The sequence below is a fragment of the Acinetobacter sp. Marseille-Q1623 genome (genome assembly GCF_902809895.1).
GTDB lineage: Bacteria > Pseudomonadota > Gammaproteobacteria > Pseudomonadales > Moraxellaceae > Acinetobacter > Acinetobacter piscicola_A.
Genome location: NZ_CADDWG010000001.1, coordinates 2,270,301 through 2,283,316 on the forward strand (window position 1 = coordinate 2,270,301; position 13,016 = coordinate 2,283,316).

General features: G+C 38.8%; 12 protein-coding genes. 7 read left to right on the forward strand and 5 right to left on the reverse strand.

Going from position 1 to position 13,016, the window contains the following annotated elements:
- Positions 1-65 precede the first annotated feature (65 nt).
- From yihA to HUV91_RS10880, 3 genes are all read left to right on the forward strand, one after another.
- Complete coding sequence (yihA, locus tag HUV91_RS10870) at positions 66-899, forward strand: ribosome biogenesis GTP-binding protein YihA/YsxC (RefSeq protein ID WP_174493377.1); 834 nt, start codon at positions 66-68, stop codon at positions 897-899.
- A 133-nt stretch (positions 900-1,032) separates the two neighbouring features.
- The gene (locus HUV91_RS10875) at positions 1,033-1,977 is read left to right on the forward strand and encodes a metal-dependent hydrolase (RefSeq protein ID WP_174493378.1); all 945 of its coding nucleotides are present in this window, start codon (positions 1,033-1,035) and stop codon (positions 1,975-1,977) included.
- Positions 1,978-2,111: 134 nt separating this feature from the next.
- Positions 2,112-2,642, forward strand: a complete 531-nt coding sequence (locus HUV91_RS10880; RefSeq protein WP_130074336.1) for a hemerythrin domain-containing protein — start codon at positions 2,112-2,114, stop codon at positions 2,640-2,642.
- A 15-nt stretch (positions 2,643-2,657) separates the two neighbouring features.
- Here HUV91_RS10880 and HUV91_RS10885 read toward each other — a convergent pair whose 3' ends face one another.
- Both HUV91_RS10885 and HUV91_RS10890 read right to left on the reverse strand, forming a co-directional pair.
- The gene (locus HUV91_RS10885) at positions 2,658-3,884 is read right to left on the reverse strand and encodes a dicarboxylate/amino acid:cation symporter (RefSeq protein WP_174493634.1); all 1,227 of its coding nucleotides are present in this window, start codon (positions 3,882-3,884) and stop codon (positions 2,658-2,660) included.
- Positions 3,885-4,034: 150 nt separating this feature from the next.
- Complete coding sequence (locus HUV91_RS10890) at positions 4,035-4,910, reverse strand: acyl-CoA thioesterase (RefSeq protein ID WP_130074334.1); 876 nt, start codon at positions 4,908-4,910, stop codon at positions 4,035-4,037.
- Positions 4,911-5,196: 286 nt separating this feature from the next.
- On the opposite strand from HUV91_RS10890, the gene plsB reads away from it, so the two are divergent.
- Positions 5,197-7,782, forward strand: coding sequence for a glycerol-3-phosphate 1-O-acyltransferase PlsB (plsB, locus tag HUV91_RS10895; protein ID WP_130074333.1), 2,586 nt, complete (start codon positions 5,197-5,199; stop codon positions 7,780-7,782).
- 89 nt (positions 7,783-7,871) lie between these two features.
- Positions 7,872-8,138, forward strand: coding sequence for a hypothetical protein (locus HUV91_RS10900; RefSeq protein WP_174493379.1), 267 nt, complete (start codon positions 7,872-7,874; stop codon positions 8,136-8,138).
- A gap of 19 nt (positions 8,139-8,157) precedes the next feature.
- On the opposite strand, the gene HUV91_RS10905 is transcribed toward HUV91_RS10900, so the two are convergent.
- Both HUV91_RS10905 and HUV91_RS10910 read right to left on the reverse strand, forming a co-directional pair.
- Positions 8,158-8,580, reverse strand: a complete 423-nt coding sequence (locus HUV91_RS10905) for an alpha-ketoglutarate-dependent dioxygenase AlkB (RefSeq protein WP_228721855.1) — start codon at positions 8,578-8,580, stop codon at positions 8,158-8,160.
- Positions 8,581-8,745: 165 nt separating this feature from the next.
- Positions 8,746-9,498 carry an NAD(P)H-binding protein gene (locus tag HUV91_RS10910; RefSeq protein ID WP_130074329.1) on the reverse strand — a complete coding sequence of 251 codons (753 nt, stop codon included), beginning with the start codon at positions 9,496-9,498 and terminating at the stop codon, positions 8,746-8,748.
- A 59-nt stretch (positions 9,499-9,557) separates the two neighbouring features.
- Here HUV91_RS10910 and recG point away from each other — a divergent pair, with 59 nt between their 5' ends.
- Positions 9,558-11,603, forward strand: coding sequence for an ATP-dependent DNA helicase RecG (recG, locus tag HUV91_RS10915; protein WP_174493381.1), 2,046 nt, complete (start codon positions 9,558-9,560; stop codon positions 11,601-11,603).
- A 276-nt stretch (positions 11,604-11,879) separates the two neighbouring features.
- A complete protein-coding gene (locus HUV91_RS10920; protein WP_174493382.1) occupies positions 11,880-12,515 on the forward strand; it encodes a ComF family protein in 636 nt (211 codons plus the stop codon).
- A gap of 53 nt (positions 12,516-12,568) precedes the next feature.
- On the opposite strand, the gene HUV91_RS10925 is transcribed toward HUV91_RS10920, so the two are convergent.
- Positions 12,569-12,961, reverse strand: a complete 393-nt coding sequence (locus HUV91_RS10925) for an NUDIX hydrolase (RefSeq protein ID WP_174493383.1) — start codon at positions 12,959-12,961, stop codon at positions 12,569-12,571.
- Positions 12,962-13,016 lie beyond the last annotated feature (55 nt).

The following is a 13,016-nucleotide window of genomic DNA, read 5'->3' on the forward strand; positions in this document are numbered from 1 at the left end:
AAGAAATTCGTCAGATGCAGCTTGATCATTTATACTAGGCATAATTTTTAGTTTGAAGTTGAATTATGCATCGCAGCAGTGGAAAGTCGAAAAACAGTAAAACAGCAAATGCGCCTCGGCAGAAAATTAGCTACGAAAAAAAAGTCGATTCAGCTATTTCTGAATATGCGAGTACAGCACTCAATTGGCTACGCAAAGCTGAGTTTTTAATGAGTGCACCCAAACTCGACCTATGTGTAGAAGACACGGGGTATGAGGTTGCATTTGCAGGTCGTTCAAATGCGGGGAAATCTAGCGCAATTAACGCCATCACCAACCAAAAACAACTCGCACGTGCGTCAAAAAAACCTGGTCGTACCCAAATGATCAACTTTTTTAGTTTGGGCAATCCAGATCAACGCTTGGTCGACTTACCCGGTTATGGTTATGCAGCCGTTCCCGAAGCAATGAAAATTGTTTGGCAGAAAGAATTGGAAAATTATCTGATTCATCGCAAAAGTTTACAAGGCTTAATTTTACTGATGGATATTCGCCATCCTTTACAACATTTTGATGTCATGATGTTGGAATGGGCATACTCTCGTCAGCTATTTGTCCATGTATTACTCACCAAATCTGACAAACTCAATCGTGGGCCTGCCAATAAAGCACTTTTAGAAGTTAAACAAGAATTGAAAAAAATGAAATTAAATTTTTCTATTCAATTGTTTTCATCTTTAAATAAAGAGGGCTTAGAAGAATTAGCAAGCATCATGGGTGGTCGTTTAAATTTCACGTTAGACAACCCAACAGGTTTTGACTTAGACAGCATTCCAGAGTTCTCTGATGATGAGATAGAAGAGACTGACTTAGCAAAATTTGATGAAAACTTAGTGAATAATGTAGACCAGATCAAATAATTTTGTAATTGTCTAACCAAATACATCACCTATTGATATTTGAATGTCCTAAATTGCTAATAACTATTTAGGACATTTTTTTATACTAAATATAAAATGTGTAGTAACAGATTAAAAAAATTAGGACACTGTAATGAAATTATTATCGAAATTAAAAAACAGTAAGATTGGATCGTCTATTCAGTATCATATCAAACCACGAAAGGTGAAGTTTGAATGGCAGGAAACCCCTATTGATTGGATCCCAAATCAGCCTTTTGCAAGCTATTTTATTAATGAAATTAACAATATTTTGCCTGCGGGTGAATTTTGGTTCTGCCGCCTTTATAACCGTGTATTACCTAAAGTCACTGACGAAAAATTAGCAGAAGATGTTCGTGCTTTTATTCGCCAAGAAGCCATGCATGCTCAAGCACATACATCCGCAAATAAAGAATATTTAACCGTGCGGAATATTGATATTCAACGCAACCTAGATGTGATGGACTTTCTATTTGGTAAGTTATTAGCAGATCAGCCTTTAGGTTTAAAAATTCCTGAGGCTCTTGATCATCAATGGGATCTGTTCCGCCTAGGTATCGTAGCAACAGTTGAGCACATGACGTGTGTACTTGGTAAATATGCTCTTTACAATAAAAAGTGGGGCGATCTTGGTGCAGATCCCAATATGCTTGACCTAGTGAAATGGCATGGTGCTGAAGAAATTGAACACCGTACTGTCGCATTTGATTTATACCGTCATTTAGGTGGTGGTTATATTTCTCGTTATTACCAAAGTGTGATTGTCATTGCCGCAGTACTAGGGTTATGGGTAGATGGTGCAGCACATATTATGGGACAAGACCCTCGTTTTGCCGATAAAAAACCTGCGGTATATAAACCATGGATTTGGCGTGAATGGGCAAATATTGCACAAAAAGATAATCGTATTATGCCTCATCCTCTTTGGTTAGTATCACAACAACTTGGTTATTTAATGCCTTGGTATGACCCTGTACATGAAGCAAAAACTGAAGATGCAATTGCATATTTAGATCAATCTCCTGCTGCTAAGCGTGCACTCCCTAAAGTTGCCTAAACAACACAAAATCACAATTGAGTTCAAACATAAGATCTGTATGCACAAAGTATGCAGATCTTTTTTTATTGCTCGATTTAATGTATTTATAATGTTAAATTACAACAAATATCACAATAAATGAGAAATTCGTGATGAATAGCATTATTTTATTTTTCCAAAAACTCTTTGGAATATTCAAAGCCTCAAGTCAACAACTACAGGCTGAACACACATCTAACATCAATCAATCAACCTCTGCGATTTCATATTCAGAACAACTTATTCCTGCACTTAAACATGATCATCAAGCCTTGATCAACTTATATGGTCAAATTTCATACTATATTTTATCGCAAAAATATGACGCAATTCAGCAAAATCTAGATACGCTCAAAACTGAGTTTAATCGTCATATCATGCAGGAAAATGTCAGTTTTTATTGTTATCTTGAGCAAAAATTTATTCAAAATCCTGAACAGCTCGAAACCATCAAATTTTATCGTAAAGAAATGAACGGTATTTCCCATGCCTTTATTAAGTTTATTAAAAAATGGCAAACAACCGCTATTTGTGATGATAATATTGAAGAGTTTCGCACTGAATATGAAACCATTGGTCAAGTATTAGCACAACGAATCAATCAAGAGGAAGACCATCTTTATACAATGTATCAACCCTCATAAGCTCTAATCATAGGATTACATTTCCCGAGTATGGCGATCTACCACCACACTGATCATCATATCGCCTTGTACATTAACCACAGTTCTCACTGTGTCCAACAAGCGATCAATTGGGAGTAAAATTGCAATTGCTTCAGCGGGTAAGCCTACTGATTGCAATACCATAATCATCGTGACCATGCCAGCACTTGGAATCCCCGGTGCTCCTAAAGATGCAATCATCGCCGTCAAACAAACAATCACTTGTTGTCCAATACTCAGATCTAACCCCATCAAATTTGCAATAAATAAGGCGGCTGCAGCCTCATATAGTGCCGTACCATCCATATTTAATTGTGTACCCAATGGAATCACAAAACCTGCTGTCTGAGGTCTCACACCTAAATTTTCCTGTGCACACTTCATCGACAGTGGCATTGTTGCTGAACTTGAACTGGTCGCAAATGCAGTAATTAATGCAGCACGTGTACCTTTAAAAAAGGTGATTGGATTCATTTTGCCAAATATCCACAGCAGTAAAGGTAAGACCACTGCCCCATGAAAAATGGTTGTTCCTGTTACCACCGCAGCAAATTCTGCTAAACGGCTCAAAATTGAAAGATCTTCAGTAGAAATCAGCTTCGCCAATAATGCAAAAATACCGATTGGTGCGAGCTTCATTACCCAACTCACAAGCAGCATCATCACTTCAAAGAATTGCAAACTTAAGGCACGAATGCTGTTAAATCTCTCTCCTCCTTTCACCAATGCCGCCCCTAAAAACAGTGCAAAAACAACAACTGCAAGAACGTTGCCCTCTGCAAATGCTTTAAAGGGATTAATTAAAGTATTTTGAATAAAATTGGTAAAAAATGAGCTTGGGGTTAGGGTATCTGGTGTTTGATGACTATTCATTGCATCTTGAAATAACGCAATGTCTACCCCTTTACCCACATCAAATAAATGGGCACAGGTGAGACCTAAAATCAGCGCTAAAGTTGTTGTCGTTACACAACATGCTAAAGTGATTTTCCATGTACGACTGAGTTGCCCACCCGCCTGCAAGTTGGACACCCCCACCACAATCGAGCTAAAAATAAGTGGCACGAGCAGCATTTTGAGTAAACCAATAAAAATACTACTGGCTATCCCTAATACATAAATACTAGTGTCAAAAAATTGGGTTTCAGGAAATTGGTTGAGTAGAAATCCAAATGCGACTCCTAATATTGCAGCAATTAATATTTGCGTATTTAAGCTCATCTTCACTGACTATTTTTCTTGAATTAGCAGAACTATGCCATTGAAAGCATGAACAATCGAGCATTTTTTGTGACAAGTGTTGCACTAAAAACACAAAAGCCATCAAAAATTGATGGCTCTTTATATATTTTTATAAATAAAATAAAAAACTTAACGTTGCTCGATTTCACGCATACGCATCAAGCCTTCTTGCACTGTGCTACAGACCAATTCACCATTTTGCCACATACGTCCATGATTCAAACCACGAGAACTTGCAGTCACCGTTGCATCCATGTCATATAACATCCATTCATCAGCTTTGACTGGTTTATGGAAATAAATTGCATGATCAATACTGGCAATCTGAATACTTGGACTTAAATACGTCATTCCGTGTGGACGTAATGCTGTCACCATAAAGGAATAATCTGAGTAAAATGCCACAATTGACTGGTTTAAAGCCACATCATCTGCAAGTTGTTGTGGCAGCTTTTCATAGGTTTTCATATAAAATGCATTTAATGGCGCTTCAGGTTGTGGCTGAAATGGATTACCGATATTAATCGGTTTAATTTCTACCTGACGTGGGCGCATAAATGCTGCACGAATATTTTCAGGAATAAAACTGATTAAATTTTCTTTTAATTCTTGTTCTGATTTCAACTCATTAGGCGCTGGATAATCAGGTTCAGCAACTTGATAGTTCAAACCTTCTTCAGGGGTAGCAAAGGACACCATCGCTGAAAAAATGGTACGTCCATGCTGTATGGCACGCACTTGGCGACTTAAAAAGCTTTTACCATCACGCAGTTTATCAACTTCATAAATAATCGGGGCATTAATATCGCCACCATAAAGAAAATAGGCATGCATCGAATGTGCAGGACGGTCTGCGGTATAAGATGCTGCACGCAATGCCTGACCCAGCACTTGACCACCAAAGACACGCTTACCCACAAGGTTACGACTTTGCCCACGAAAAATATGTTCTTCAAGCTTTTCCAGTGTAAGTAAATCTACGAGATCTTGGGTTAAAGCATTCATATAAAACCTATTCTTATTTGGGCTATAGTGAAGTAAAATTCCACATTGGCCTGAAACTTTAGATAATGGTGGTTATTCTGCCATAATTTCAGAGTGATTTACTAAAGTTTCATAAACAATGTTGTCACTTATTTTTTTGTTATAATTCTTAAAAATACGATTTTTAACGATAAAATTGCATACGATCGTCATGATTTATTAGAAAATGACATATTGTTTAATGGCAATTTTTTAATATTTAATGGGTTTTGCCCCAATACAATATGTCTAGGTGCTAGGAGTAAATATGTCCAAGAATGGTTTTGGTCAAATGTATCGTCGGCTTTCCAGTAAGCTACTTGACCTTGTGGTCACACCACATGTTCTTGGAGAGGTTCCTACCCCAGAGACTCCCCTCTTAGCCCATGAAAATAACCAAGAGCTTGCTGTAACACCTCCCACAAAAGTTGTGTGTTACGTTTTACAAAATTATTCACGTAGTAATGCCTTAGTTGTAGATGCGGAAACACGCCGTTTAAATTTACAACCTGCACTCGACCCGATTCAACTTGAAAGTCAAAAAGAAAAAGCCGCTGTTATATTTTTACAAAATAATGATGATGTACAGTTTTTAGGACAGCACAGCCATGCTTTTCCACCTCGTCTTGTACGTTTAATTGACTTTATTGAACAACATCCTGACGTGAATGTTGAACTGATTCCTGTGACTGTGTTATGGGGACGTTCACCTGATAAAGAAGATTCATTATTTAAACTTCTATTTACAGATACATGGGCAACACCAAGTAAAGTGAAGCAGTTGGTGAATATAGGCGTGCATGGTCGTCAATCCTTTATTGAATTCCATGAAGCAAAATCTTTACGTAGCTTAGTGAACTATGCAAAAGAACAGCATCCAAATGTTTCTCCTGTTACTTATATTGTCAATCAACTGAATGATTATTTAGACCGTCAGCGTGAAGTGGTACTTGGTCCCGACTTATCAGATCGCCGTAACGTGATGCAATCTTTAATCAAATCACCCGATGTACAGGATGCCATTCGTAAAGAAAGTATCCGCTCAAAGATTAGTATGATTGAAGCAGAGCGCAAAGCGGTTGGTTTTGTCAATGAAATAGCATCTGACTATTCTGCATCAACGGTTCGTTTTGCAGAAAGAGCTTTAACACGTCTATGGACGCAGTTATATGACGGTGTGGAAGTTCATAACTTCAGTACAGTACGAGAGTTGGTTAAAGACTATGAAGTCATTTATACCCCATGCCACCGTAGTCATATCGATTACTTACTGCTGTCTTATGTGATCTATAAACGTGGCTTGATGGTGCCATATATTGCAGCAGGTGATAACCTCAATATGCCATTTGTTGGGCAAATTTTACGTGGTGGCGGTGCATTCTTTATTCGTCGTTCATTCCGTGGGAATGCGCTTTATACATCTGTATTTAAAGAATATTTATTTAATATTTTATCACGCAATACCCCATTAGAATACTTCATCGAAGGTGGTCGCTCGCGTACTGGACGTTTATTGCCACCGAAAACAGGGATGTTGGCCATGACAGTACATGGCCATTTACGTGAAAAAGCCAAACCGATTGTCTTTATTCCAACCTATATCGGTTATGAGCGTTTGATGGAAGGTGCGACCTACGTCGGCGAAATGAATGGTAAGGCTAAAGAATCTGAATCAATCTGGGGTATTATTCAAACCCTGAAAAAGATTGAGCGTATCTTTGGACGTGTACATGTCAATTTCGGTGAACCTGTTTTCTTGGATGATTTACTGAAACAACACGGCGCAGATCAGATCAAAATTGAACACAATGACGATCCGATTCCGCAAGAAATTTCCAATGCGGTCAATAGTTCTGCCAATGCTATTCTGGAAAATATCAACCGTGCCGTGGTGATCAATCCTGTTTCGTTATTGTCACTGATTTTATTAGCGACACCGAAACACACGCTTGATGAAGGTATTTGTGTTAAACAGCTCGATACGTATCGCAATTTGCTGACTGCAATTCCGTATGACGGTCGTACTCAAGTTACCCCTCTTTCGGGCAAAGAAATTATTGCTTATGGTCTAAAACTGAAATTAATTAAACGTGTTCAACACGTACTTGGCGATATTATTGCGATTGAAGACAATCAGGCTGTTTTACTGACTTATTTCCGTAATAACATTTTACATGCCTTTGTTTTACCTTCACTTATTGCTGCATTGGTTGAGCATAATGGGAAAATCAGTAAGGCTGATTTGCTCAATGTGATTCGTACGCTTTATCCATTCTTAAAAGCTGAATTATTCTTGAAATGGAAAGACAGTGAAATCAAAGCGCAAGTAGAAGAGTATGTAAATGCGCTAGCCGAAGCGAATTTGATTTTTGTCGATGATGAAGATTTTATCTACTGCCCTGTGCCAAACTCGGAAGATCATAATCAGCTTGCTGTATTGGCTGCACCTGTACGTCAAAGTCTTGAGCGTTATTACATGACTCTGGCTTTGATCACGCAACGTGGTTCTGGCAATATTTCAATTCGTCAGGTTGAAGAATTGAGCCATTTAGTTGGTCAGCGTTTGTCGGTGTTGTATGAGTTCAACTCACCCGAGTTCTTTGATAAAGCCTTATTCCAAAGCTTTGTGAAAGTCTTAACTGAGCAAGGTTATATCAAGACCAATGAAGACAATGCGATTGTATTTGATGCGCAATTCCGTAATGTTGCGCAATATGCCAACTTGGTGTTGGATGATGTGACTTTGCAAATGCTCCAGCACATTACCTCGTTTACCGATGATGAGTTAAAAGAAGCATTGGACGCTTTGGCTGCACAGCAAGCGAAGAAACGTTTGAAGCGGAAGAAGAAGTAAAGCTTTATAAATCCCCTCTCCTGAGCTAGAAATAAAGCACTGCTTTAAATCTAGCGCAAGTGAGGGCTAAGGAGAGATCTAAAATTATCGTGCAAGAACTATCCGAACCGATTAAATCCTTTTTTCATCTATATTGCCATGTAGAGGATTATGGAATATATGAACTACACAAGGCTGTTAAAGCCCCAACTTGGGCCGTTGATATCTTTACGATTAAAAAGCAAATTATTGAAATTCTAGAAAATCCTGCAGAGTATATGGAAAGTATTCATAAACTGACAGGAAATGAATTTGATACACATAAAGAATTAAAAGAATGGCTCATTACAATTAAAAATGTGATTTTGTCTGTATAATTTTTAGATATCACATATTTTACAAAATCTTCCTAAAGGTCAAACTGATTCTTGCCTGATCTGTTTCATGTTTTGGAATAGCATGTTGCCATTCTTTCTGTATACTTTGAGTCATATAAAGCAAACTTCCTGAAGCCAATAAATACTCTTTGTTAATTTCAGGATGACTTATTTTTCTAAATTTCAACATCCGCTCACTACCTAAAGACACAATTACAACGCCTGTTTGAGGGTACAGAATATCTGTTTGATCAGAGTGCCAGCCCATACGTGCCTGACCATTTTCATAAAAATTAATCAAACAATTATTCGGCTCAAAACCCAATACATTTTCAATCTGAACAATCAACGGTTTTAATTCATCTAAAAAAGGCACCTCAGGATAAGACATTTGTGAATAATTATAAGCTTTTCCATAACTTGCCGTTTTACGTGCAGTCATGCGACTATCCCATACAATTTTATGACTTAAAACCTCGAATAATTTTTGTGGGTCTTCTATAAAGTTATCAATATAAAGAATATCTTTCATTTTCTTATAAACACTTGAATCTAATCATTATGAAATATCACTATAACAAGTTTAATGCTCAAACTTAAATCCTGATTAATCTAATCTCCCCGCAAAAATCCTCTTCCCCGTTTCCCTATCACTCTCCAAAACCAACTCAGGCAACCCCATCTCACGTTGAATCTTTAAAATTTTCTCATGCAAAGGTTGAGGATGATTATCAGTACAAATATATGATTTTTCAGGATGTTCCACGTGAAGCAAACGCGCTAAGAAATTGGCAAGATCATCAATATGAATCCGATTTGACCAATGAATATTCGGATAAGTTTTTGTTATTTGAGCAATTTTCACCATTCTTTCAGATGAAATCCCATAAATCCCTGTCGGACGTACAATTACACATTCATTTGGATAAGCCTGTTGCCATAAAGCTTCCATTTTCAAGAGCAAATGACCTTGTTCATCACTAGGGATCGTTGGCGAATCATCATTGATGATTTCACCGTTATTCTCACCGTAAACTCGTGTCGACGACACCACGATAATTTTCTTTACAGGATGATCTTTTAAAGCATTTACAATGGGTTTTACAGAATCCACATAAGTGTGCGTGTAAGCTTCCACAGAACTTAAAGTGCTATTTCGAGATGGTGCAAGTAACACATAAACCGCATCGACAGGTTTGATTTGCGATAAATCGAGCTGATGAATGTCTTGAATCAAATGCTCAGCAAAATCGTCCTCTTTCGCGCTACGGCTCACTGTGGTAATTTGGTGATCTTGTTGAAATAATTGTTTAGCAACACGCTGCGATGTTTTACCATAACCGATAAATAGAATATGCATCAAACCACCTATTCGTAAAACTGATCAATCAAGATCACTAGAACCTAAGTTGAGGGGACATGGCTGCCGTCCATCAATTGCAAGGGGTTGGCAATGCCGCCGCTGCTTTACTTGAAAAACTGAATATTTTCACAACAGATGATCTGCTGTTTCATTTACCACGTGACTATGAAGATCGTAGCACGATCATCCCGATGAACCAATTACAGGTTGGGCGTAGCTACCTCATGGAAGGCGTGGTCAAATCGATTGATATGCCACCCGGAAAGCGTAAGTCGATGGCGATTCTGTTACAGGATGATTTCGGCAAAGTCACCTTACGTTTTTATCATATTTATAAAGCCTTGATGGATCGTGCCAAAGCAGGCAACCGTTTAAGAATCTTTGGTGAAGTTCGAGTCGGCGCACGTGGTTTAGAGTTATATCATCCTGAAATACAGCTCATCACCGAACATACGCCTTTACCACAAACTGAACTCACGGCAATTTACCCTGCGACCGAAGGCTTGACGCAACCTAAACTGCGTGACTATGTCAAACAAGCACTGAACCATCATGCCGATGATTTACCTGAGCTATTGCCTGAGAAATTTACCAATGGCTACGCTATGAAACAGGCGCTTGAATATATTCACCATCCTCCTGTCGATGCCAATATGTTGCAACTGTCACAAGGTTCACACCCTGCACAGCAACGGCTGATTTTTGAAGAATTGGTGGCACACCAAATCAGTTTATTGACTCGTCGTGCTTATATTCAGCAAATTTCAGCACCATCATTTTCACCAAGTAAAACTTTTGCCAAAAAACTTTTGGCAAATTTGCCTTTTGAAATGACAGGTGCGCAAAAGCGTGTGTCGAATGAAATTGCCAAAGATTTAAAACAAAACAAACCGATGTTACGCCTTGTTCAAGGTGATGTCGGCGCAGGAAAAACCTTAGTTGCAGGTGTTGCCGCCTGTCATGCTCTGGAAGAAGGTTGGCAAGTTGCCTTGATGGCACCAACTGAAATTTTAGCAGAACAGCATTATTTGAATTTTAAAAAGTGGTTTGAACCTTTGGGTCTGAATGTCTCGTGGCTTTCAGGCAAACAAAAAGGCAAAGCACGAACTACGGCAGAACAAACTATTAAAGACGGTACCGCAAATGTCATTGTCGGGACACATGCGTTGTTTCAGGACAATGTCGAATTTGCTAAACTCGGTTTAGTCATCATTGATGAGCAACATCGTTTTGGGGTCGATCAGCGTTTAGCCCTGCGCAACAAAGGTCAGGACAACACCACGCCACATCAATTGGTGATGACCGCTACCCCCATTCCACGTACATTGGCTATGTCAGCTTATGGTGATTTGGATACATCAGTGATTGATGAACTCCCTCCCGGACGTACACCGATCCAAACCGTGACCATCCCCCTTGATCGTCGCGAAGAAGTCTTACAACGCATTGCCAAAAACTGTGCCGAAGGTAAACAGGCGTATTGGGTCTGCACGTTGGTTGAGCAGTCTGAAACTTTGGATGCACAAGCGGCTGAAGCCACGTATGCAGAAATTAAAGAGCGTTTTCCTGAACTGAATATTGGACTTGTGCATGGCAAAATGAAAGCCGATGAAAAGCAATCTGTGATGCAACAATTTAAGGACAATGAGCTCCAGTTACTCATTGCAACCACTGTGATCGAGGTGGGTGTCGATGTACCGAACGCTTCAATTATGGTCATTGAAAATGCCGAGCGTCTAGGGCTTTCACAATTGCATCAGCTTCGAGGGCGAGTTGGACGAGGTGCCACGGCAAGTTTCTGTGCCCTACTGTATAAAAATCCGCTGTCGCAAAATGGACAAGAGCGTTTACGCATCATGCGTGAAACCAATGACGGTTTTATCATTGCCGAAAAAGATTTAGAAATACGGGGTCCGGGTGAATTACTTGGAACCAAACAGACAGGAGATATGGGTTTTCGTGTCGCCAAACTGGAAAGAGATGATCATTTGCTCAATCAAGCCCATCATGTCGCAAGCCAAGTGTTAAAAGATTATCCTGAAAATGCAGAAGCATTACTGAAAAGATGGTTACCTGAAGCACCTAGATATGCGTATGTTTAAATACCTCTTTACAAAATAAAAGAAAAAATCACAAAGGAATTTGCTATCGCGTTAGGCGACATGGATGTCGCCGTTGGGCAAGGGCATCATGGACGTGCCCTTTGCCCAACAAAGAGGTTTTTTTACTTTTGTCCAGTCAAAAGTAAAGAATTGCCTACACAAATTCATTTAAACTTTTCACTGTAAATTAAGGCAGTGCAAACCTTAAATTTATATTACCCAACTTTGATTGAATGGTATTAGAATCAATATTCAAAAATAAAAAAGAACAAAAATATGCTCCAATTTATCAACCAACTACTCTACAAAGGCGTACAAAGCATTTCCCCTTGCCTGCTTTGTGGTATCGACCGCCAACAACAGCATTCACTCTGCAATGATTGTTGGGAACAACTGCCTTGGTTTAAACAACATACTATACGCCATGAACAAAATATCCTTTGCGCACATCACTATGATTTTCCAATCAATCGCATTATTCAAACCTATAAATACGAACAACAACTGCAATATCAAAACTTACTTGCTCACAGTCTTTTAAATTTAAGACTTCCAAAAGTCCAAGCCATCGTGCCCATGCCAATTTCTACAGAACGCTTAAAAGATCGTGGCTATAACCAAATGCTGCTCATTGCCAAAATTATGGCAAGAGAACTCAAAGTCCCTGTCTGGCAACCTGTGATTCGTGCAGCACAACATTCACAAAAAGGGTTAAGTCGAATCGAACGACTGGAAAATATTGAAAACCAATTTCAAATCATCCCTGCTGAAAAACGAAAATATAAAAAAGTATTGATTATTGATGATGTAGTGACAACAGGAAGTTCAATTCATGCACTCAACCAAGCACTAGAAAAATTAGGTTGTCAGCAGATTTATAGTGCATGTATCGCTGTTGCTGGAACAAAATAGCCCTCTTTGCCTTTGAAAGATGAGAAGCATTGCTTCACAAGTAAAGAGGGTACTTAGCCAAGATTCTCCCTACACCACGGAATCACGACTTCATTGGTTAAAGGAGCAAGCCAAGTTGGATCGTCATCCAAAGCAATCCATTTCATCTCTGCAATTTCAGCATCAATTTTCGGCGCTTGATCTAAGGTGACGTGATAAACATAGCTCACCAATTGATGCCCTGCTTCATTGGCTGCACGCGTTTCAAAACGACCAATAAATTGCTGAATGTTTGCTTTTGCACCAATTTCCTCTGCAATCTCACGTAACATGGTGTGTTCAGGTGCTTCATTTTCTTCTAACTTACCACCCACCTGCATAAAGAAGTCAGTATTTTTCTTTCGAACCAACAGCAATTGATTTTGATCATTTAAAATAATGGCAGCAGCAACAGTAATAACGTTCATGATGACTAAAAATAAAAAACACAATATATTGTGATATTATTTTATTTAACATGCA

Bases quoted from the DNA above. Each gene is read 5' to 3' on its own strand.
- yihA (WP_174493377.1), top strand. From the start codon at position 66: ATGCATCGCAGCAGTGGAAAGTCGAAAAACAGTAAAACAGCAAATGCG.
- HUV91_RS10875 (WP_174493378.1), top strand. From the start codon at position 1,033: ATGAAATTATTATCGAAATTAAAAAACAGTAAGATTGGATCGTCTATT.
- HUV91_RS10880 (WP_130074336.1), top strand. From the start codon at position 2,112: ATGAATAGCATTATTTTATTTTTCCAAAAACTCTTTGGAATATTCAAA.
- HUV91_RS10885 (WP_174493634.1), bottom strand. From the start codon at position 3,884: ATGAGCTTAAATACGCAAATATTAATTGCTGCAATATTAGGAGTCGCA.
- HUV91_RS10890 (WP_130074334.1), bottom strand. From the start codon at position 4,910: ATGAATGCTTTAACCCAAGATCTCGTAGATTTACTTACACTGGAAAAG.
- plsB (WP_130074333.1), top strand. From the start codon at position 5,197: ATGTCCAAGAATGGTTTTGGTCAAATGTATCGTCGGCTTTCCAGTAAG.
- HUV91_RS10905 (WP_228721855.1), bottom strand. From the start codon at position 8,580: ATGACTGCACGTAAAACGGCAAGTTATGGAAAAGCTTATAATTATTCA.
- HUV91_RS10910 (WP_130074329.1), bottom strand. From the start codon at position 9,498: ATGCATATTCTATTTATCGGTTATGGTAAAACATCGCAGCGTGTTGCT.
- recG (WP_174493381.1), top strand. From the start codon at position 9,558: ATGGCTGCCGTCCATCAATTGCAAGGGGTTGGCAATGCCGCCGCTGCT.
- HUV91_RS10920 (WP_174493382.1), top strand. From the start codon at position 11,880: ATGCTCCAATTTATCAACCAACTACTCTACAAAGGCGTACAAAGCATT.
- HUV91_RS10925 (WP_174493383.1), bottom strand. From the start codon at position 12,961: ATGAACGTTATTACTGTTGCTGCTGCCATTATTTTAAATGATCAAAAT.